Source organism: Kitasatospora sp. MAP12-44 (assembly GCF_029892095.1).
Classification (GTDB): Bacteria; Actinomycetota; Actinomycetes; order Streptomycetales; family Streptomycetaceae; genus Kitasatospora.
In genome coordinates, this window is the sequence record NZ_JARZAE010000004.1 from 7,023,403 (window position 1) to 7,044,293 (window position 20,891).

Here is a 20,891-nt window from a genome sequence, read left to right on the forward strand (position 1 = left end):
GAGCCCCGGCGTGGGAGAGGCAGCGGGATGGTGCACTACGAAACTGCGTGTTGGGTGGTGCACCCCCGGGGCGGTGGGGAAGACGGTCACCGCCCCGGGGAGGTTGGGGGTGGGGCTAGAGCGTCCCGGTGAGGTGCTCCGGCCGGACCGGGATCCGGTTGAGAGCGATCCCCGTGGCCTGGCGGATGGCGGCCACGATGGACGGGGTGGCCGAGACGGTGGGGGCCTCGCCGACGCCGCGCAGCCCGTAGGGGGCGTTCGGGTCGGGCAGTTCCAGCATGTCCACCGGGATCGGCGGGACGTCCAGGATGGTGGGGATCAGGTAGTCGGTGAAGGAGGCGTTGCGGACCTTGCCGTCCTTGACGATGATCTCCTCCATCACCGCGAGGCCGAGCGCCTGGGTGCAGCCGCCCTGGATCTGGCCGATCACCGAGAGCGGGTTCAGCGCCTTGCCGACGTCCTGAGCGGCCGTCAACTCGACCACCTTGACCAGGCCCAGCTCGACGTCCACGTCGACCACCGCGCGGTTGGCGCAGAAGGTGTACTGGACGTGGCCGAAGCCCTGCCCGGTCTCCTTGTCGAACGGGACGGTCGGGCGGTGGTGGTGCTCACGCGTCAGGTCGATCGCGTCCTCGCCCAGCAGGTCGACCATCGAGACCAGCACACCGGCGGACTCCGAGACCACCTTGCCGCCGATCAGCGACAGGTCGTTGTGGGTCCAGCCGTAGCGCTTGCGGCCCTTCTCGATCAGCGCCTGGGCCACTGCCTCCGCGGCGTACTTGACCGCGCCGCCCGTCATGTAGGTCTGCCGCGAGGCGGAGGTGGAGCCGGCCGAGCCGACCTCGGTGTTGGCCGGGTGGATGGTGACCTGCTCGACGCCCAGCTCGGTGCGGGCGATCTGGGCGTGCACGGTGATGCCGCCCTGGCCGACCTCGGCCATCGCGGTGTGCACCATGGCGACCGGCTCGCCGCCGATGACCTCCAGGCGCACCCGGGCGGTGGAGTAGTCGTCGAAGCCCTCGGAGAAGCCGACGTTCTTGATGCCGACCGAGTAGCCGATGCCGCGCACGATGCCCTCGCCGTGCGAGGTGTTGGACAGCGCGCCGGGCAGCGTGCGGACGTCGAGGTTGGCGAGGTCCAGCGGCGGCGGCAGCGGCATGTCCTTGACCCGCTGCAGCAGCTCGGCGACCGGGGCCGGCGAGTCGATGACCTGGCCGGTGGGCATCGAGTCGCCCTCCGACATCGCGTTCAGCTGGCGCAGCTCGACCGGGTCCATGCCGAGGGCGGCGGCGAGCTTGTCCATCTGCGTCTCGTAGCCGAAGCAGGCCTGGACGGCGCCGAAGCCGCGCATCGCGCCGCAGGAGGGGTTGTTGCTGTAGAGCGCGATCGCCTCCATCCGCACGTTCGGGATGTTGTACGGGCCGTGGCCCAGCGACGCGGCGTTGCCGACCACGGCGGGGGAGGCGGAGGCGTACGCGCCGCCGTCCAGCACCAGCCGGGCGTCCGCGTAGACGAGCTTGCCGTCGCGGGTGGCGCCGTGCTCGTAGTACATCTTCGCGGGGTGGCGGTGGACATGGCCGAAGAAGGACTCGTCACGGGCGTAGACGATCTTGACCGGCTTGCCGGTGCGCTGCGCCAGCAGGCAGGCGTGGATCTGCATCGACAGGTCCTCGCGGCCGCCGAAGGCGCCGCCGACACCGGCGAGGGTCAGCCGCAGCTTCTCCTCCGGGATGCCGAGCACGGGGGCGACCTGCTGGCGGTCCACGTGCAGCCACTGGGTGGCGACGTAGAGGTCCATGCCGCCGTCCTCGGCGGGCACGGCCAGGCCGGACTCCGGGCCGAGGAAGGCCTGGTCCTGCATGCCGACCTCGTAGTGGCCGCTGACCACCACGTCCGCCAGCGCGCGGATCTCGTCGGTCACGCCGCCGCCGTGCACCAGCTTCTGGCTGTGGCAGATGTTCCCGTGGCCGTGCGACTTGAACTCGTGCGGCTCGTGGACGTAGCCGTACACCTCGGGGTTGAGGCACTGCTCCTCGGTGGTGATCGGGGTGAGTACCTCGTACTCGACCTTGATCTTCTTCACCGCGCGGCGGGCCGTCTCCGGGTGGTCGGCGGCGACGATCGCGATCGCCTCACCGTGGTAGCGGACCTTGTCGATGGCCAGCGCCGGCTGGTCCTGGATCTCCAGGCCGTAGAACTTGGAGCCCGGGATGTCCTCGTGGGTGAGCACCGCGTAGACGCCGGGGAGCTTGAGCGCCTCGGAGATGTCCACGCTGAGGATGTTGGCGCGCGGGTGCGGTGAGCGCAGCGCCATGCCCCAGAGCATGTCCTCGTGCCACAGGTCCGAGGAGTAGGCGAACTCGCCCTTGACCTTCAGCGTGCCGTCCGGACGCAGCGGCGAGCCGCCGATGCCGTCCTTGCTGCCGGTGCGGATGTCCTGCAGGTTCTTCTGACCGGCGATCGTACGAGTGCTCATTCGGAGGCACCTGCCTTCTGGCACTGGCGGGCGGAGGCGAGCCGCACCGCGTCCATGATCTTCTCGTAGCCGGTGCAGCGGCACAGGTTGCCGCTGAGCGCCTCACGGATGTCCGTGTCGCTCGGCTGCGGCTCGCGCTCCAGCAGGTCGTGGGTCTGCACCAGCAGACCGGGGGTGCAGAAGCCGCACTGCACGGCGCCGGCGTCGATGAACGCCTGCTGCACCGGGTCCAGGCCGTTCTCGTCGGCCAGACCCTCGACGGTGCGGACCTCGCGGCCCTGCACCTGGCCGGCCGCGACCAGACAGGAGCAGACCGGCGTGCCGTCCAGGTAGACCGTGCAGGAGCCGCATTCGCCCTGCTCGCACGCGTTCTTGGAGCCCGGCAGACCCACCCGCTCGCGCAGCACGTACAGGAGGCTCTCGCCCTCCCAGACGTCGTCCGCCTCGACCGGCTTGCCGTTGGCGGTGAAAGTGACCCTCATGCCGCGCTCCTGATCTGCTTGCTGTAGTCGTTCCACGTCCAGGTCAGGGTGCGCCGCGCCATCACGGCCAGCGAGTGCCGGCGGTAGTCGGCGGTACCACGGACGTCGTCGATCGGCGAGGCAGCGGCCTTCACCAGCTCACCGAACTGCTGGATCACCTCGGCGCCCAGCAGGTCGCCGGACTCCCACAGACCGCGCTCGGCGAGCACGCCCTGCAGGAACTCCTCGGCGGCCACGGCCCGGCGCGGCGTGGGGGCGGCGGAGCCGATCCCGGTGCCGACGGTGCCGTTCTTGGGGTGCAGCGCGAAGCCGAAGGCGCAGACCGCGATGACCATCGCGTTGCGGGTGCCGATCTTCGAGAACTGCTGCGGGCCGTCGGCCACCGGGATGTGGACGCGGCGGATCAGCTCGTCCTTCTCCATGGAGTTGCGCTTCACGCCGACGTAGAAGTCGTCGATGGCGATCAGCCGGGTGCCGCGGGCCTGCGAGGCGACCTCGACGAAGACGTCGCGCCCGGCCGCCAGCAGCGCGGGGTGCGCGTCGCCGGCGGGGGAGGCCCCGCCCAGGTTGCCGCCGACACCGCCGCGGTTGCGGATCTGCGGGGAGCCGACGGTGTGCGAGGCGAGCGCCAGACCCGGCAGCGGCTCGGAGAGCTCGTTGATGATCCGGGTGTAGGGCACCGAGGCGCCGAGCTGCACCACGCCGTCGGCGATCTCCCACTGGGACAGCTCGGTGATGCGGTTCAGGTCGAGAATCGCGGATGGCCGGTGCACGTCGAAGTTCATCTCGACCATCACGTCCGTGCCGCCCGAGATGGGCAGCGCGGTCGGGAACTCAGCCTTCGCCGCGAGCGCCTCGTCCCACGTAGCGGGCCGCAGGAACTCCATGCGGGTGTCTCCTCAAGTCGTCGGTGTCGCCGGAACCGTGCGGGGCGTCGCCCACTCGGGGGCATCAGCGCGAGATTCCAAACCTTCGGTGTTCGGACTCTGCACCGGAGCGTTGCCGTGGCGTTGAGTCCTGGTCACCGGGGTGTGTCCGGCGGCGTGTGGCCAGTGAACCGCTGCGGGCCCACCTGGAGGCAGTCACCGATGGCATGAAGCCCTTGCCTCACGGTCGCCCGGCATCCTGTACGTTCCTCTAAGGGAGACGAATCCCCTGCTGAGCGGATTTCCAACCGCCCCTTACGACCGTAATCCGGCCGTGACGACGAAGCTACGGCGCTGTGACCCGGCGGAGTGCTGATACGTAAAACCCATTGCCCGAACTCGGGCACACTGTGAGCCCCCAACTCCCTCCCCTACCGCCCCTTGTTCAGTGTTCAGACAAAGGAGTCCGCGGATGCGCGTCCGTGACCTGCTCGCCCCTGGAGCCCCGAGACTGCGGCTGCTGGCCGCCGAGGACGAGCTCGACCGACAGGTCAGCGGTGTCATGACCACGGACCTGCACGACCCGGGCCGCTACCTGCACGGGGGAGAGCTGGTGCTCACCGGGATGCTCTGGCGCACCGCGCCGGAGGACTCCGAGCGCTTCGTCCGCACGCTGGCGGCCGGTGGGGCGGTCGCGCTGGCGGCCGGCGAGGCCGAGGTCGGCCCGATCCCCGAGGACCTGATCGAGGCCTGCCGACGCCACCGGATGCCGCTGCTCGCGGTGCCGGACGACGTCGCCTTCAGCTCGCTCACCGAGTTCATCGGCCGCCAGGTCTCCGCCGACCGGGCCGCCGACCTGGCTGCCCTGGTCGACCGGCACCGGCTGCTGGTCTCGGCGGCCGGCGGCGGCGGTCTGGACGCCGTCCTCGACCTGCTCGGCGGCGACCTCGACCTGGACTGCTGGGTGCTCACGCCGACCGCCCGGGTGGTCGCCGGACCAGCCGACCACCTCTCCGCCGAGGCCCGCGACCAGCTGGTCCGCGCTCACCTCGCCGCCCAGCGCCAGCGCCGCCGCCCGCCGCACCGGGCCCGCCTGGTCTCCGGCGCCTACTCGCTGCTGCCCGCCGCCGTCGACCCCGCCCACGAGGCCCCGCTCTCCGACTGGGTGCTGGTGGTCGCCGGGGACGTCACCGAGTGGACCGCCAAGCGCCAGCAGCTCGCCGAGAACCTGGCCCGACTGGTCGCCGCCGAGCGCACCCGCCGCGACGAGAGCCGCCGGTTGCGCCGCCGCCTCGCTGACGAGGTGCTGACGCTGCTTCAGCGCGACGCCGACCCCGCCGAGATCAGCCGCACGCTCTACGCCTCCTCGGCGATGGCCGCCAGGTACGAGCGCGCGGTGCCAAGACCCGAGGAGCCGGAGGGCTCCTGGCTGGTCCTCAGCGCGGAGGGGACCGGCCTGCCCGACGGCGCCGTCCGCTCCATCCTGGAGGAAGCTCTGACCGACACCTCCGACCGCGCGCTGATCGCCGGCACCGCCACCGGCGCGGTGATCGTGCTGCCCGCGCCGGACGCCGCGGTGCCCGCCGACGCGCTGCGCGAGCTGCTCGCGCCGCTTGAGGCCGGGCTCGGCTCGGAGGGCCGGATCACCCTGGGCGTCTCGGCCCCCGCGCTGGAGGCCGGCGGTCTGCGCGGCGCGCTGGAGGAGGCTCGGCACGCTCGCCGGATCGCCGCCGCCCGGGTCGGCCGGGTCTGCGTCGCCGGACCCGAGGAGCTCGCCTCGCACGTGCTGCTGCTGGCCGCCGTCCCCGACGAGGTGCGCCGGGCCTTCCGCAGCCGGCTGCTCGACCGGGTGATCGCCTATGACATCGAGCACCAGGCCGACCTGGTGCGCACCCTGGAGGCGTTCCTGCGCTCGGACGGCTCCTGGACGCGCTGCGCGGCCCAGCTTCATGTACACGTCAACACCCTGCGCTACCGGATCGGCCGGATCGAGGAGTTGACCGGGCGTGACCTCTCCCGCCTCGAGGACCGGGTGGACTTCTACCTGGCCCTGGAACTGGCCTGACACATGGCGGAGCCCGGGACGGCAGGCCATCCCGGGCTCTTGTGTGTGCCGGTCAGTGCTGGATCGGAATGATCGTCGTCAGCCACTTGAACACGTCGGGCACCAGCGGCTTCCAGACCGAGCCCGAGTGCGGCCCACTGGTCTCCACCAGGGTCACCGTGGTCGGCGCCTTCGCGGCCTTGGCGAGCGCCTCGCCGGACTCGTAGCCGTCGCCCTTGTTGCCGGTCTGGTAGAGCGCGACCTTCGGCGGGGTCTGGGCGTGCGTCAGGATGTACAGCGGGTTGGCCGTCTCCTTCAGCTGCGGGTCCTTCGCGGTCAGCGACTTGGACTCCTCACCCGGGTCGTTGTAGCCGGACATCGAGACCGCGGCGCGGTAGCGGTTCGGGTGCTCCAGGGCCAGCCGGTCGGCGCAGTGCGCGCCGGCCGAGTAGCCGGCCACCGCCCAGCGGTCGGAGGACGGGTCGGCCCGGAAGTTGTCCAGGATCATCTGCGGCACGTCCCGCGACAGCCAGGTGTCGGCGTTGACCTTGCCGGGCACGTCCGCGCAGCCGGTGTCGGTGTCGTTGCCCAGCAGCAGGGTGCGCGGCGAGACCAGGATGAACGGCGCCACCTCGCCGGACTGCATCAGCGGCTTGAGCTGCTCGGAGACGTCCAGCGTGCCGAACCAGGTCTTGGAGGATCCGGGGAAGCCCGGCAGCAGCTCGACGACCGGGAAGTTCTTGTCCTTGTACGCCGGGTCGTTGTACTGCGGCGGCAGCCAGACCAGCACCTCGCCGTCCACCCCGGACAGCCGGCCCTTGAGCTCGGTGGTCTGCACGTCGGCCGGCACCACGGGGTCACCGACACTCTTGAACTGCTGCAGCACCTTCGCCGCCTTGGCGTCGCCGCTGGTACCGCCCTGACCGCCCAGCGCGTCGCCCGGTGGCACCGGCACCGCCCGGACGTGGCTGCCGTCGCCGAGCAGGTCGTCCCAGCTGCCGTAGATGATGTTGGCGTTGTTCACCATCACGAACACCATCGTCACGGCCGTGGCCTGGCAGAACAGCAGCATGATCAGTCTGGCCAGGGCCTGGACAGGCTTGGGGCCGCCGACCCGTCCCCAGAGCAGCATGGCCACCGCGATGGAGACCGGCACCAGGATGATCGTGAGGATCAGAAAGGGCGTACCTGTCAGTTGCATCAAGTTCTCGTATCCGGGTCGCTGGCCGCCCGGACCCCGACGTGCCCGCGCGCTTTCCAAAGGGTGATGACGGCCGTCAACGCGTGATCGGTTGCCAGAACCTGGGAAAAAGCTGGGAACCGGATCAGCTGAGCTGGGAAGTCCATCAGATCACCGGCCCCTAGTCTGTCATCTGCCTGGGCGTCTGCCGCGCATGGCCCGGTCAACGTTCATGTACGCGCCGCCTGCCGGACACGGACGGTTACAGTCGCCGCATCGGCCCGTCCGTGCCCGTGAGCCCGTCCCCGTGAGCCCATCCCTGTGAGAAGGAGCCCTCGCCGTCGTGACCAACCCCAACGGCCGCAGTCCCCGCGGGCGCGGCACCCAGCCCGTTCTGCCCGCCCTCCTCGGCCTCGGCCAGCGCAGCGCCGACCGGCGCCGGCGCACGCTGCCCGCCAGCGTGCTGCGCCTTCCCACCATCGGGGTCGACATCGGCGGTACCAAGGTGATCGCGGGGGTGGTGGACGGCGAGGGGAAGATCGTCGAGCAGCTGCGCGCGGAGACCCCGCACAAGAGCAAGAGCCCGCGGGTCGTCGAGGACGTCATCGTCGAACTGGTGCTGCTGCTGGCCGACCGCCACGACGTGCACGCGGTGGGGGTCGGCGCGGCCGGCTGGGTGGACGCCGACCGCTCCCGGGTGCTCTTCGCCCCGCACCTGAACTGGCGGGGCGAGCCGCTGCGCGACGCGCTCAGCGAGCGGCTGCGGTTCCCTGTGGTGGTCGAGAACGACGCCAACGCCGCCGCCTGGGCCGAGTGGCGCTTCGGCGCCGGCCGCGGTGAGGACCTGCTGGTGATGATCACCCTGGGCACCGGCATCGGCGGCGCGGTCGTCCGGCACGGCTATGTCGACCGCGGCCGCTACGGGCTGGCGGGGGAGTTCGGCCATATGCAGGTGGTGCCGGCCGGCCACCGCTGCCCGTGCGGCAACCGGGGCTGCTGGGAGCAGTACTCCTCCGGCAACGCGCTGGTGCGCGAGGCCCGCGAACTGGCCGCCGCCGAGTCGCCGGTGGCCCAGCCGCTGCTGGCGATGGCCGGCGGGGACATCGCGGCGATCACCGGCCCGCTGGTCACCGAGGCCGCGCAGCAGGGCGACCCGATGGCCGTGGAACTGCTGCACGACATCGGCACCTGGCTGGGCGTCGGCCTGGCCAATCTGGCGGCGGCGCTGGACCCCGGGCGGTTCGTGATCGGCGGCGGCGTCTCGGCGGCCGGCGACCTGCTGCTCGCCCCCGCCCAGGACGCCTTCAAACGCACCCTGACCGGCCGCGGTTTCCGCCCCGAGGCCCAGCTGACCCGCGCGGCCCTCGGCAACGAGGCGGGCCTGATCGGCGCCGCCGACCTGGCCCGTTCGGTCGCCCGCCGGTTCCGCACCGTCAAGCGCAGCCGAGTGGAGCGCTGAGCGCGCTGCGCGCTCCCCGCGCTGCCCGCACGCCCCCCGTCCGGGCCCGCCGCGCTCTGTCGGTGGCGGGCGGTAGATTCGGGGACGCCCTCATCTGCACCCCGGGAAGGCCCCAGCCGTGACCGTCCGTATCGCCACCTGGAACATCAACTCCGTCACCGCGCGGCTGCCCAAGCTGCTGGAGTGGCTGGAGAGCGCCAAGCCCGACGTGCTGTGCCTCCAGGAGCTGAAGTGCTCAACGGCGGCCTTCCCGTACGAGGCCGTCCGCGAGCTCGGCTACGAGACCGAGGCGCACGGCACCGGGCGGTGGAACGGCGTCGCGATCATCTCCAGGCTCGGCTTCGAGGACGTCGTCCGGGACGTCCCCGGCCAGCCCGGCTTCCTGGCCGACGACGCGCTGCTGCCCGAGATGGAGCCGCGTGCCATGGCCGCCACCTGCGGTCCGGTCCGGGTCTGGTCGGTCTATGTGCCCAACGGGCGGGAGGTGGGCCACGCCCACTACCGCTACAAGCTGGAGTGGCTGGAGGCGCTGCGGCTGGCCGTGCTGGAGGACGCGGCGGGCAGCCGCCCGTTCGCGGTGCTCGGCGACTTCAACGTCGCGCCGACCGACGAGGACGTCTACGACCCGGCCGTCTTCGAGGGCGCCACCCACGTCACCCCGACCGAGCGGGCCGCGCTCGCCGCGCTGCGCGAGGCCGGCCTGGCGGACGTCGTGCCGCGCGCCCTCAAGTACGACCGCGCCTACACCTTCTGGGACTACCGCGCGCTGGCCTTCCCGAAGAACCGCGGCATGCGGATCGACCTCACCTACGGCAACGCCCCCTTTGTGGCGGCGGTCACCGACAGTTACGTCGACCGCGAGGCCCGCAAGGGCAAGGGCACCTCCGACCACGCACCGGTCGTCGTCGACCTCGCCCTCTGAAGCCCCGCCTACTGAAGCCCCGCCTACGCTTGTGCCTCCGCCTGCTCCTCGGCCTTCAGGGCGGCGGTGGCCAGCAGGTACTGGGCGGCCACGTAGGTGGACATGATCCAGAACTCGTGGCCCGGCAGCTCCCGCCAGCCCGCGATCCGGGTGGCGATCAGGGTGTCCGAGAGCAGGAACAGCCCGCCGCCAAGACCGGCCCGCAGGCCGAGGCCTGCCGAGGTCACGGCGGTGGAGGCGAGCAGCAGGCTGTAGCCGGCTACCGGGATCTGCAGGGCCCCCAGGCCCGGCCAGAGCTGACTGATCAGCACCACCCAGGCCGTCGCGTACGCCGCCGACACCAGCGCGGCGCGCCGGCGGTCGGTCAGTGCGCCCTGCTGGGCGAACATCGTGACGTAGCAGACGTGCGCCGCCGCGAACGCGCCCATGCCGGCCAGGAAGGCGGCCTCGCTGTCGGCCTGCAGCAGCGCGTCGCCGGCCGCGCTCGCCAGCAGCGCCGGGACCAGCAGCCGGGCCGCCCGGCGCGGGTGCGGGGCGTCCGCCGCCGGCTCCTCGGGCAGGGTGGCGCCGGCCGGGGTGTTGAGCTGGTCCACCCCGCTGCGCCGGGTCCGCGCGCCGGGTCCGCGCGTGCTCAGCACATGCGCGGCGAGCAGCGGCATCAGGGCGGGCTTGGTGACCAGCTCCAGCGCCTTGCTGTCGGTCAGCAGCGCGCCCAGGTGCGCGGCGGAGGTGGCGGCGAAGGCGCCCAGCAGGCCGCGGGCCCGCCCCGCCAGCAGCCGTCCGGCGCTCGTGCTGCTGGTCGAGGTGCCGGTCATGGAGCGGGTCATGGAGCGGGTGGTCAGGCTGGTCAGCATGCGGTGGAGCCCTCCGGGCCGGTCGCGGTAGCGGTCGCGGGCTGCCAGCCCGGTCCCTTGGTGAGGTGGCGCCCCCGGTCGCGCGCGGGCACGTCCGGCACCCTAGGCGACGCCGACCGGCCTGCGGAAGAGGGGGTTACTCATGCGTAGCCCAGTGGGACGGGCGGGAGGGCGCGAGGGCCGTCAACTCAGACCGCCCGGCAAATGGAGGGTGGGAGAAGGAGCGGGTCGAGGGCCGAGTCCAGGCGGTGCCGACGAAGGAGCCATGGCGGAGCCCTGGCGACTGAGGAGAAGCCGTCTGGGCGAGAGCCATCGGGCCGCGACGCCGCCCTCCATTTGCCGGTCGGTCTAAACTGTCGGCGACATGGTGAGTGGTACGGACGATGCCGGGCGGTGAGCGGGTCGCCCGGCGGCACGGCGGAGGGGCGCGTGAACGGGGGCGGAGGGCTGGGCAGTGCTGACCTGCCCCGCCGTACGGGCGCGCCGGCCGGGCTGCGGAGCCTCGCGCTCACCGAAGTCGACGCCGTGGGGGATGTCCTGACGCTGCTCCAGCCCGACCCGGAACCGGCGCCCCGGCCGCAGTCGTCGGCCGGCTACAGCGTGGCGCGTGAGTCGGCGCGCCGCCTGGTGCGCCTCGCCCGGCGGTTCGCCCGGGCCGACGAGCAGCAGGCGCACGACCTCTTCGCGGCGGCTTTCGGCCTGCACGGCCCCCGGCACTTCGGCGTCGCGCCGGAGCCGGACGCGGCGGACCTGGGCCGGCTCAGCTGGTGGCACGGCCCGACGGTGCGTCAACCGGTGGCCGGCCAGGCCGATGCCCTGCTGCCCCGCCCGCGCGGTGCCCGCCGCCGCTCCGCGTCCTCCGCGTCCTCCCCGTCCATCGTGTCCCCCGCTTCCACTGCGGCAGCCCCCGCCGCCGACCGTTCGAACCCGGGTCGCCACCGCAAGCCCGAGCCGCCGGTCGCGGACGACGCCGGCCGGGCGCTCGCCGCCGAACGCCGGGCCGCCGCCCGGCTGCTGCTCGCGCACCCGCTGGTCACCGCCACCGGCCCGAACGCGGAGGCCTTTGCGCTGATCCGCCGTCATGCCCACTGGCTGGCCGACCGCTTCGATCGCCTGCTCGGCTACCCGCTGACGGTCACCGACGCCTTCGCCCGGCTGCGCAAGGCGGGAGCCGGGCCCGGCGCGCTGCACCGGCTCGACCTGGACGGCGTGCCCTGCCCGCCCGAGACCTACGCGGCGCTGGCGCTGGCCCTGTCCGTCCTGCTGGCCGGACCCGAACGCCGGCCGGCCGGGCAGCTCGCCGAGGTGATCGCGGCGGCGGCCGGTGCGGCGGGGATCGGTGAGCTGGTCGGTCCGGCGGCGGTCGCGGCGGCGCTGGCCCTGCTGACCCGCTGGCAGGTGCTGACCGAGCCCGCGGGACCGGCACCGGCCGGTGAGCTGCTGGTCGACCACGCCCTGGCGGCCGCGCTGGGGCCGGTGCCGTCCGAGCCGGGCGGCCTGGCGGTCGTCGACGTCCCGGTGGCCGTCCGGCGCCGACTGGCCGAGACGCCGGTGGTGCTGCTGGCCGAACTGACCGCGCTGGAGCGGGAGTGGCTCTGGGACGCCCGGCAGCGCGAGGCCGAGACCTTCGCGGAGTTCCTGGGCCTGACCGCCGAGATCCGCCGGGAGGGCATCGCCCTGCTCGACCCGGCCGGCGAGCTGACCGACCTGCGGCTGCCCTCGGCCGCCGCCCCGGCGCACGCGGCGCTGCTGCTGGTGGAGCACCTGGTCGAGCAGCTGCGCCCGCTGCCCGAGTCGGCTGCGGCGGCGGAGGCCGTCGGGGTGACCGGGGTGACCGGGCTGACCGGGGTGCCGATCCCGGAGGCGCTGATAGACGGCACGCTCGGCGATGTGGCCGACGAGTACGGCGCCGCGGCGGGCTGGTGCCGGGACCACCTCGCGGACCGGGCGGCGTTCCGTCGGGAGGTCCTTGAGCTGCTGCACCGAATGCGGCTGATCGCTCCGCTGGAGCCCACCGCCCGGCTCACGGGGACGCAGGGCCCGCGTGGCCGGGCGGCCGGTGGCTGGATGCTGCTCGCCCCGGCCGCCCGCTACGCCGTGCAGGCGGAGCTGCGGCCCGCGCCCGGCACCGGGCGGCACTCCCGCCGCGAGGACGAGTTCGCCGAGGACTGACGGAGCTGACCGTACTGACGGATCTGATGGACAGTCAGTGCGTGGCGCCGGCGGCCGAGATGGTGCTGTGCTGCACCGTCTCGACGGTCGCGCCCACGCCGAGCGTGCCGAGCGCGACGGAGGCGGCCACCGCGGCGCAGGCCAGGAAGCGGCGGTGGCGCTGGGGCAGCGGGAAGCGCGGGGAGCCGTCGGGGGCTCCGGGCGTGTCCGGGGTGGGAGCGTCGGGGCCGCCGGCGGCGAGCCCCAGCGGCCCGTAGGAGGGTGACAGTCGGTCGTCCATGATGATGAGGATTCCAGTCGGGTGTTAAACGATGACTACACAGGGATGAACGCCGCACCTGTCCCACAAGACGAAACGGAAGCGCGGCGCGCGCTACAGATTTGCAGGTCAGCGACTTGAGCGCGGGCGGAGAACGGCTGGAACCGCGGCCGCCAGCAGCTGTTGCGCCAGCCCGTAGAAGAAGATCGGCAGCAGCACCGCCGGGTGTCCGTCGAACTGGCTGCCGGCCAGTGCCGCCGCCGCGCTGGTGTTGTTCATCCCGGTGGCCAGGGTCAGCGCGGCCGCCTCGCCCGGCCCCGGACGCGCCCGCCGGGCGGCGAACCAGGCGCACCAGCCGACCAGGAACGGCGCCGCGCAGATCGCGCCGCCGGCCACCAGGGCGAGCCCGACCAGATCGGGGTTCGGCCGCAGCGCGATCTCACCGAGCGCCTGGTGCTGCTCGGGCCAGCAGTCCGCGGCCCGCTCGGCGCCCAGCAGTACCACCATCCGCAGCAGCAGCGCCACCCCGAGCCCGGCCAGCAGCAGCCCGGGCCGCAGCAACACCCGGGCCAGCTGGATCAGTTGAACCTCGAAGCCGCCGATGAACATCGCCGTCACCAGCATCAGCATCGGCGGGGTGACGCCGGGCACCGGATGGCAGTGCCGCAGGAACGCCACCGGTGTGTGCAGGGCGCACCCGAGCACGCAGGCCAGCAGCGTGACCGGCAGCAGGTGGGCGCGCAGGGCGCGATCGGTGGCCTGGCCGCGGCGCCCGTGGGCGGGGGTCGGACGAGGGGCGGCGGCGGGTGCGCTGACCGTCTGGACGGACATGCTGGTCGGCCTTCGGGGGCGGGAAAGTGCGCGGCCGGAAGATGACCGCGCGGCTGCCAGCATGCCACTCATCTGACTGTCTGTAATGCTCAGTCGCTCTCGGTCATCTCCCCTGCTGGCATCCTCGCCCCGCGCACACCAAGGGAGTTGACTGCCGCCCCGCCGCCGGGCCCGCTGCCGGACGGGCCGTCGAATTCACCCGCCCGGGGGAGACCGCCCGCCCGATGCGCCGTCAGGCCGTTCCGTACGGGGCCAGGACCAGGCGGACCACGTCTTCCAGGCGGCGGCGGGCGTCGCCGAGGGTGGCGCGGCCGGTTACCCAGGCCGTCAGCTCGCCCTGCCAGGCGTGCGCCACGATCTGGCCGACCAGGGCGCTCTCGGTCGGCGGCACCTGCGCCATCACCGCCTGCAGCGCCAGCGCGTCGGCCCGAGCCATGCCCTGCAGCGCCTCGCTGGCGAACGGGTCGGTGGAGGCCGCCACGCTCACCCGCAGCCGGGCCAGCTCGGGTTGGCGCTGGTAGGCCCGCATGCCGTGCCGGACGAACCGGAGCATCCGGTCCGACGGCCCGGGTTCCGGCTGCGGCCCGCGCGACCCGCGCAGGCCGCGCGGCTCGGACGCCAGGTCGACGAGCAGCAGCCGGTGCCAGTCGGCGATGGCGGTGGCGAGCAGGTGCTCCTTGGAGGAGAAATAGCGGTAGGCCGTCCCCAGGGCCACTCCGGAGCGCTCGCAGACCTGTTTCATCTGGAGTTTCTCTACGCCGGTCTCGTTCACCAGGGCGAGCGAGGCCGCGATCAGGCTCCGGCGGCGTTCGAGCTGGCGAGGCGACATCGCCTCGATCGGACGGGGTGACAGGTCAACACTGGTCACCCGCACCATGATACGGGCCGTGCCGCGGCGTGAGTATGACGCCTGTGCGGGCTAGGACCGGGCGGACCGCTTGGGCCGGCGCTCGCGCAGCAGGGTCTCCTGCACGGCGGAGGCCACCAGGACGCCCTCCCGGTCGTAGAACTCGCCCAGCGCCAGCCCCCGGCCGTCCGCGGCGGACGGGCTGCGCTGGGCGAAGAGCAGCCACTCGTCGGCGCGGAACGGGCGGTGGAACCACATCGCGTGGTCGAGCGAGGCCAGCGTGATGGCCGGCGGCTCGGTGCGCTGGAAGAAGCTCTGCTGCAGGTGCAGCGCGGTGGTGGAGGCGAGCGTGAGGTCGGAGAGATAGGTCAGCGCGCAGACCTGCAGCAGCTGGTCGTCGGCCGGCAGCGGCGAGACGCTGCGCAGCCAGACGTACTGCTGCGGGATGCCGGGGACCTCCGGCGGCACGCCCGGCGCGTCGGCCGGGATGAACCGGATGTCCAGCGAGTGGAAGCCCTCGGACGGGTCGCCGGCGTCCTGCGGCTCCGGGTGCTCCCGGGCGGCCAGGAACGGGTTGGTCAGCTCCTCGGGACCGGGCACCGGCGGCATGCTGGGCCGGCGGTCGCCCGCCTCCTCGGGCCGCTTGAAGGAGGCGGAGAGGGTGAAGATCACCTCGCCCTGCTGAACCGCCGTCACCCGCCGGGTGGCGTAGGAGTGCCCGTCGCGGATCCGCTCCACCTCGTAGATGATCGGCCGGCTCGGGTCCCCGGGCCGCAGGAAGTAGCCGTGCAGCGAGTGCACCGCGCGCTCCTCGTCGAGGGTGCGCCCGCCGGCCGTCAGCGCCTGGGCGGCCACCTGGCCGCCGAACGCGCGCAGCGGTGCGCCGGCATGGCAGCTTCCCCGGAACAGGTTCTTGTCCAGTTCCTCGATCCGGAGCAGGTCCCGGAAGGATCTGATGGCCGGTTCGGCTGGTCTGGCCGATTCGGCCTGCTGCTCCTGCGCACGTGCTTCGCTCATTTGCTCATACTGGCAGAAGCATCGACGGGTGCACTGTGAGCTGGGTTACCACTGCGTTTCTGCAACAGGTTCCTGTTCGCCCCGCGCGTCGTGGTCGTGGTCCGGGACGGACTGCGGCGTCTGCGGCTGCGCGGGCCGGGTGCCGTCGGGGAGCGCCGCGACCGCCTGCCACCAGGGCTCCAGCGCGGGCGGCTCGGCCGGTTCGAAGGGCGCCCCCGGGCGCGGCACCGCCAGTGTGGCGCCGAACTCCCGGGCCGCCGCCACGGTCCGCTCGACCGGCTCCTCCCACGGGTGCGGCGCCAGGTTGAAGGTGCACCAGTGGATCGGCAGCAGCAGCTCGCCGCCGACGTCCAGATGGGCCCGGACGCCCTCCTCGGGCGTCATGTGCACCTCGGGCCAGAACTTGCTGTAGGCGCCGATCTGCATCATCGTCGCGTCGAACGGGCCCAGCCGGCCACCGATCTCGGCGAAGCCGGGGAAGTAGCCGCTGTCCCCGCTGTGGAAGACCCGGTGCTCGGGGCCGGCCACCGCCCAGGAGGCCCAGAGCACGTTGGGGTCGGTGCGCGGGCCGCGGCTGCAGTAGTGCCGGGCGGGGGCGGCGGTGAGCGTGAGGCCGTCCAGCTCGGCCGACTCCCACCAGTCCAGCTCGGTGATCCGCTCGGCGGCCACGCCCCAGTGCTCCAGGTGCGCGCCGACGCCCAGCGGCGCCGCGAAGTGCGCGCCGCTGCCGATCAGGGCGCGCACGGTGGTCATGTCGAGGTGGTCGTAGTGGTCGTGCGAGATCACCACGATGTCGATCGGGCCGAGGTCGGCCAGCCGGATCGGCATCGGGTGCAGCCGTTTGGGGCCGATCCCCGGGAACGGGGAGCAGCGCTCGCCCCAGACCGGGTCGAAGAGCACCCGCCGGCCGTCCAGTTCGGCCAGTACGGTGGCGTGCCCGAGCCAGCTCAGCCGCAGTCCGGAGCCGGGCGGCACCGCCAGCTCGGCGGGGCGCAGCGGGTGGACCGGGATCGGTGCGGCGGGCAGCCGGCGGGCGCGACCGGAGGCGAGTTGGGCGCGGGTGATCTCCAGCGGCGAGCGCTCGTACACCAGGCGCCGGGTCGGCACGGGGTTGCGGAAGGCGCCGTCCACGTAGTGCGGGCTGCGCCGGATGCGCTCCAGGCGCTCGCCGGTGGGCTCGGCGCCGAAGGAGTCCGCCCGGATCTGCCGCCAGCCGGCGCTGCCCAGGTCGCGCAGCGCGCCGCCGGGGCCGCCCGCCGTGTCGTCGGTGAGTCCGCGCGGTTGGTCGGCGCCGGTGGAGAGCAGGCCGGAGACTCGGGAGTACCAGGGGACGAGGCCGGGCACGGCACCTCCAGGAGCGGAACACCGGACGGGAGACCGAGGGACCCCCGAGGGACATCGGTGGGCCGGCGCTGCTGCCGAATGCCCACCAATACGATCAGCATCTCATCGGGAGACTACCGGCACTGCTGCTGCCGGGCCCGCCGGACGGCCCGCGCAGCGCAGCCCCGACGGGCGGTCAGCCCTGGCTGTCCTCCGGGTAGAAGCGGGTGATCGTCTCCGCGACGCAGTGCGGCTTGGGGCTGCCCTCGCTGACGATGGTGAACCGCACCACGGCCTGCGCCCCGCCGCTCACCTCGGTCACCGAGAGCAGCTCGGCGGTGGCCCGTACCGCGCTGCCCACCGGCACCGGGGCGGGGAAGCGGACCTTGTCCGAGCCGTAGTTGACGGCCATCCGGATGCCGCCGACGCTGTAGCACTCCTTGGCCAGCAGCGGGATCAGCGAGAGCGTCAGATACCCGTGCGCGATCGGTCCGCCGAACGGTCCGGACTTGGCGCGCTCCGGGTCGATGTGGATCCACTGGTGGTCACCGGTGGCTTCGGCGAAGAGGTCGACCTGCTGCTGGGTCACGGTGTGCCAGTCGCTGGTGCCGAGCTCGGTGCCGACCGCCGCGGTCAACTCGGCGAGGGTGGCGAACGTCGTCATGGCTGCGCTCCTGAGGGCCGCTGGGGCTGGGGCTGGGGACTTCGGATGGGCGGACGGGCGGACGGCCTTCCCCGCCCGTCCCGGGGGAGCGTAGCCCTACCGACCGGTCACCCCGCGTGCGGGTGAGCGCTGGGCAGCAGCCGCTCGCCGACGACCAGCTCGGGGGTCAGCAGGACGAACATCGGCTCGGGCGCGGTGGTCCAGGGCTCGGGGCCGCTGCGCAGCAGCTCCTGGTAGCGGAGCGGATCGCGCACCACCTCGGCGTGCCCGTGCACGGTGACGCTCCAGCCGCTCCTGGTCGCCAGGTCGACGCTGTCGGCCTGGAACGCCGCCACCGTGCCGTCCAGCGCGCGGGCGAGCGCGCCGCCCGGGAGCAGCGCCAGCACCAGTCGTCCGTCCGAGCGGACCAGGAAGGAGACCGGCAGGACGCCGGGCAGCGCGTGGGCGGTGTACACCACCCGCCCGATGGGCACGGTGGCGAGCAGGCGCAGGCTCTCGAGGTCGCTGAGCTGCTCGATCCGGTCGGCGGCGGTCATGTCCCTGATGGTGCGGCCGCGGAGCCGCGGCCGGTAGGGCCCATGGTCCCGGTCCTGGTCGGTCCCTGGGCCCGGTTCCGGTTCCGCTTCCGGTTCCGGGGGTGCCCGATCGTGGCTGTTCTGCCGGAGAGTCACCACGAGTGGACCGCCGTGCGGCAGAGTGTGGCGGGCAGGGTACGGCAGTACGGGGCGGAGTGGGGTGCGGGCATGACTGGTGGGGTCGAACTCGTGGTGATCGGCGCGAACGGCGGCCCGGAGCGCAGCTACGGCGGCTCCGCGCTGGCCGCGGACGGAGCCGGGCTGCTGGCCGAGGCGCTGCCCGGGGCGCTCTTCGACACCGGCTCGCACGGCTGCCGGGCCACCCTGGTGCCGCCGGACGCCGACGCCAACGCCATGCTGACCGCGCTGCGGGAGGCGGCCAGGCAGCAGGGGCGGTGCTTGGTGGTCTGCCTGCTCGGCCAGCTGGTGGCCGACCCGCGCGGGCGCCGGCTGGCGCTGGTCACCGCCGGCAGCACTCCGGACAACGCCTACCGGCGCGGCCTGGCCTGGGACTGGGTGGTGAGCACTATGGTGCACGGCGCGCAGGACGAGGTGCTGCTGCTGGTCGACGCGGTGGCGGCGCCGGAGACCTGGGCGGCGATCGGCGGGCTGGACGGCGAGCAGGGCGTGGCCGAGCTGCTGGCGCACTCCCGGGTGCCGCTCTGGGGCCGGGTCGGGCCGTACCCGAGCGGTCGGCGCAGCCGTGGGGCGGTGCTGCCCGGCGGCGAGGGCTCGTTCAGCTGGGCGCTCGGCCGGGTGCTGGAGCGCGGGGTGCCCGGGGCCCCGGCCACCATCGGTCCGGCCGAGCTGCAGCCCGCGGTCGCGGCCGAATTGGCCTGGGGCGAGCTGGCGTCAGGGATCGAGGCGCGAGTGCTGGTACCTCCTTCGGGTGGCCGGTTGTTGATGCGCAATCGGGCCGCCGTCCGCGGTGCGCTGGCCGGATTGTCGGTTTCTGAAGAACTGTTGGCTGTTCTGTGGCGCGAAAGTGCCCCAACGGATCCGCCTTCCGCGTAAGGTCAGGGGCCCAAGGTGTTGCCGTGGGTGGGTCTGTTGGCGAAGAATCGGTCGTCACACGCACTCGGCAGCAGGCAGGGTTTTTCTGCCAACTTCGGCCAGCTGTCGGTCAGTCGCGGCAAGGTGGGGCTATGCGCAGGGCTTTCTTACGCCCGAGGGCGGTCGGGGTCGGTGCGGTGGCTCTGCTCACGCTTTTCACGGCCGGCTGTTCCGCCGATCCGGCGGGCGTACCGGCCAGGATGGGAACTCCCGGGCCCAGTGCGGCGGGTGGGATTGTCGTCCCTCCAGTGGGGAGTACTCCGGGCGGGGGGGAACTCGCTCCCACCGATGGTCCGCAGGGGGCCGACGGACGGGTGGTGCTGCGGGCCTATCAGGCCTGGTGGGCCGCCCAGGTGCAGGCGGACGCGCGCAGCGACTCGACCGGGGCTCAGTTGCGGATCTACTCGACCGGCGCCGCGCTGAGCGGTGTGCTGGCGAGTCTGCATGGTTTGCACGAGGCCAAGTTGGTGATGAGCGGGGCCCCCGTCAATTCACCGAAGGTGGCCACGCTCGATCCCGGAAGTGACCCGCAGAACGCGACGATCGTGGACTGCGTGGATGTGAGCGGCTGGCACCAGGCCGATGCCGCGGACGGCTCGATCAAGGATCCGCCGCAGCGCCTGCAACGCTATGTCGCGAGCGCCGCGATGCGGCTCAATGGAACTACCTGGATGGTCGTCGACTTCAACCGCGAGGCGGGTCGGACATGTTGAAGCCCTTGCGCCGAATTCTTGGTCAACTCCTTTTGCTGATCAGCTTGCTGGCCGGATCGACACTGCCGGCCGAGGCAGCCGGTCCGACGGGGGGGATCAATCCCTGTGTGGCGCTGGCGATCTGCATCGTGGTCACGTCGCCCGGCCAGAGCGGGGCGCCCGGTGGCGGCGGGCAGTCGGGCGGCTCCAGCGGCGGCTCCGGCGGCACGGTGACCTGCGCCTGGAACAATGCGCAGTACCCGTGCTGGGATCCCGACTTGGGCTACTTCAACACCTCCGACGGCTGCTACTACATGAAGTCCGACCCGCAGCCGCCCGCCGGCGACCCGGCCTGGGGCGGGAATCCCCCCAACACCGGTGCGGTCTACAACAAGGTGTGCCGCGACACCAGCGGGGGCCTGAACCCGGAGCCCCCGGTCTGGCTGGCCAAGGAGCCCGGCGGCACCACCCCGCCGCCCGATCCCGGCACGGTGGCCCAAATGGCCATCGCGAAGCTCCAGTTCGCCCGGCCGAGGCCGCGCACCGCCCCGGACAGCACGACGGCGAACGGCACGGCGCTGGTCGGCGTGCCGGTCTGGTTCTGGTACGAAACCTCGGCGGCCAACCGCGAGCAGACGCTGGGGCCGCAGCCCAGGACCGCCGAGGCGGGCGGCATCGCGGTCACCGCCACGGCGGTGCTGACCGATGTGGAGTGGGACCTCGGCTACCAGGACCCCGCCACCGGGCAGGAGGCGATGCTCTCCTGCAAGGGCAAGGGCGGGGGAGCCGGCCTCCCGTACGCCGCGGGACTTGAGGCCGCCCCGCCGGCGGACGCCTGCACCCACGCCTTCAGCAAGGCCTCCGGCGACGAGGGCTACTACCTGACGGTGACCGAGCACTGGGCCGTCACCTCGGTCGACGACGCCACCGGGCAGACGGCCTACCCCGAACTGGACCTGGCGGTGCCCAGTCTGCCGCCGCTCAAGCTCAAAGTCAGTGAACTGCAAGTGCTCAACTGACGTGACGGCGGCGGGTGGTGGCGGGTGGTGGCGGGCGGTGGCCGATTGCCCCGGCTCCCCGCACCGCGCCCGCTCCCGTCCGCCCGTCCGTCCCTGTCCCGCCCGTCCCCGTCCTCGTAGTCGGCACAATCCCCCAGCAAGGAAGGCCGAAGTCCG

19 protein-coding genes are annotated in these 20,891 nt (G+C 73.0%); 7 read left to right on the top strand and 12 right to left on the bottom strand.

What is annotated here, in order from left to right:
* Window positions 1-115: 115 nt before the first annotated feature.
* From pucD to P3T34_RS32045, 3 genes are read right to left on the bottom strand one after another with little or no spacing between them, the layout of a single operon-like run.
* Window positions 116-2,476, bottom strand: coding sequence for a xanthine dehydrogenase subunit D (pucD, locus tag P3T34_RS32035; RefSeq protein WP_280669533.1), 2,361 nt, complete (start codon window positions 2,474-2,476; stop codon window positions 116-118).
* A complete protein-coding gene (locus P3T34_RS32040) occupies window positions 2,473-2,958 on the bottom strand; it encodes a 2Fe-2S iron-sulfur cluster-binding protein (protein ID WP_280669534.1) in 486 nt (161 codons plus the stop codon). Before P3T34_RS32040 ends, pucD begins: the two co-directional genes overlap by 4 nt.
* Window positions 2,955-3,845: an FAD binding domain-containing protein gene (locus P3T34_RS32045; RefSeq protein WP_280669535.1), complete on the bottom strand. Its 891-nt coding sequence runs from the start codon at window positions 3,843-3,845 to the stop codon at window positions 2,955-2,957. The genes P3T34_RS32040 and P3T34_RS32045 overlap by 4 nt, the downstream gene beginning before the upstream one ends.
* Before the next feature lie 451 nt (window positions 3,846-4,296).
* On the opposite strand from P3T34_RS32045, the gene P3T34_RS32050 reads away from it, so the two are divergent.
* Window positions 4,297-5,889 (top strand): PucR family transcriptional regulator, encoded by a 1,593-nt coding sequence (locus P3T34_RS32050; RefSeq protein WP_280669536.1) that lies wholly within the window; start codon window positions 4,297-4,299, stop codon window positions 5,887-5,889.
* A 52-nt stretch (window positions 5,890-5,941) separates the two neighbouring features.
* Here the strand turns inward: P3T34_RS32050 and P3T34_RS32055 are convergent, their stop codons facing one another.
* Window positions 5,942-7,069 carry an alpha/beta hydrolase-fold protein gene (locus P3T34_RS32055; RefSeq protein WP_280669537.1) on the bottom strand — a complete coding sequence of 376 codons (1,128 nt, stop codon included), beginning with the start codon at window positions 7,067-7,069 and terminating at the stop codon, window positions 5,942-5,944.
* A gap of 322 nt (window positions 7,070-7,391) precedes the next feature.
* Here P3T34_RS32055 and P3T34_RS32060 point away from each other — a divergent pair, with 322 nt between their 5' ends.
* A complete protein-coding gene (locus tag P3T34_RS32060; protein ID WP_280669538.1) occupies window positions 7,392-8,507 on the top strand; it encodes an ROK family glucokinase in 1,116 nt (371 codons plus the stop codon).
* Window positions 8,508-8,625: 118 nt separating this feature from the next.
* Window positions 8,626-9,429, top strand: coding sequence for an exodeoxyribonuclease III (locus tag P3T34_RS32065; protein ID WP_280669539.1), 804 nt, complete (start codon window positions 8,626-8,628; stop codon window positions 9,427-9,429).
* 23 nt (window positions 9,430-9,452) lie between these two features.
* Here P3T34_RS32065 and P3T34_RS32070 read toward each other — a convergent pair whose 3' ends face one another.
* Window positions 9,453-10,283: a lysoplasmalogenase gene (locus P3T34_RS32070; RefSeq protein ID WP_280669540.1), complete on the bottom strand. Its 831-nt coding sequence runs from the start codon at window positions 10,281-10,283 to the stop codon at window positions 9,453-9,455.
* Window positions 10,284-10,712: 429 nt separating this feature from the next.
* Between P3T34_RS32070 and P3T34_RS32075 the strand changes: the two genes are divergently transcribed.
* Window positions 10,713-12,455 carry a DUF2398 family protein gene (locus P3T34_RS32075; RefSeq protein WP_280669541.1) on the top strand — a complete coding sequence of 581 codons (1,743 nt, stop codon included), beginning with the start codon at window positions 10,713-10,715 and terminating at the stop codon, window positions 12,453-12,455.
* Window positions 12,456-12,489: 34 nt separating this feature from the next.
* Here P3T34_RS32075 and P3T34_RS32080 read toward each other — a convergent pair whose 3' ends face one another.
* The 7 genes from P3T34_RS32080 to P3T34_RS32110 all read right to left on the bottom strand — a co-directional run bounded on the left by P3T34_RS32080 (window position 12,490) and on the right by P3T34_RS32110 (window position 17,932).
* Entirely contained in the window at window positions 12,490-12,735 is a 246-nt protein-coding gene (locus P3T34_RS32080) for a hypothetical protein (RefSeq protein WP_280669542.1), read from the bottom strand.
* A 108-nt stretch (window positions 12,736-12,843) separates the two neighbouring features.
* Window positions 12,844-13,545, bottom strand: coding sequence for a hypothetical protein (locus tag P3T34_RS32085; RefSeq protein ID WP_280669543.1), 702 nt, complete (start codon window positions 13,543-13,545; stop codon window positions 12,844-12,846).
* 232 nt (window positions 13,546-13,777) lie between these two features.
* The gene (locus tag P3T34_RS32090) at window positions 13,778-14,413 is read right to left on the bottom strand and encodes a TetR family transcriptional regulator (protein WP_280669544.1); all 636 of its coding nucleotides are present in this window, start codon (window positions 14,411-14,413) and stop codon (window positions 13,778-13,780) included.
* A 51-nt stretch (window positions 14,414-14,464) separates the two neighbouring features.
* Window positions 14,465-15,409, bottom strand: a complete 945-nt coding sequence (locus P3T34_RS32095) for an acyl-CoA thioesterase II (RefSeq protein WP_280669545.1) — start codon at window positions 15,407-15,409, stop codon at window positions 14,465-14,467.
* Between the two features lie 45 nt (window positions 15,410-15,454).
* Window positions 15,455-16,645, bottom strand: a complete 1,191-nt coding sequence (locus P3T34_RS32100) for an MBL fold metallo-hydrolase (protein ID WP_280672522.1) — start codon at window positions 16,643-16,645, stop codon at window positions 15,455-15,457.
* A gap of 283 nt (window positions 16,646-16,928) precedes the next feature.
* The gene (locus tag P3T34_RS32105; RefSeq protein WP_280669546.1) at window positions 16,929-17,396 is read right to left on the bottom strand and encodes a MaoC family dehydratase; all 468 of its coding nucleotides are present in this window, start codon (window positions 17,394-17,396) and stop codon (window positions 16,929-16,931) included.
* A 107-nt stretch (window positions 17,397-17,503) separates the two neighbouring features.
* Complete coding sequence (locus P3T34_RS32110) at window positions 17,504-17,932, bottom strand: pyridoxamine 5'-phosphate oxidase family protein (RefSeq protein WP_280669547.1); 429 nt, start codon at window positions 17,930-17,932, stop codon at window positions 17,504-17,506.
* 207 nt (window positions 17,933-18,139) lie between these two features.
* Between P3T34_RS32110 and P3T34_RS32115 the strand changes: the two genes are divergently transcribed.
* From P3T34_RS32115 to P3T34_RS32125, 3 genes are all read left to right on the top strand, one after another.
* Entirely contained in the window at window positions 18,140-18,985 is an 846-nt protein-coding gene (locus P3T34_RS32115; RefSeq protein WP_280669548.1) for a hypothetical protein, read from the top strand.
* 353 nt (window positions 18,986-19,338) lie between these two features.
* Complete coding sequence (locus P3T34_RS32120; protein ID WP_280669549.1) at window positions 19,339-19,737, top strand: hypothetical protein; 399 nt, start codon at window positions 19,339-19,341, stop codon at window positions 19,735-19,737.
* Between the two features lie 107 nt (window positions 19,738-19,844).
* The gene (locus P3T34_RS32125; protein ID WP_280669550.1) at window positions 19,845-20,735 is read left to right on the top strand and encodes a hypothetical protein; all 891 of its coding nucleotides are present in this window, start codon (window positions 19,845-19,847) and stop codon (window positions 20,733-20,735) included.
* Window positions 20,736-20,891: the final 156 nt, after the last annotated feature.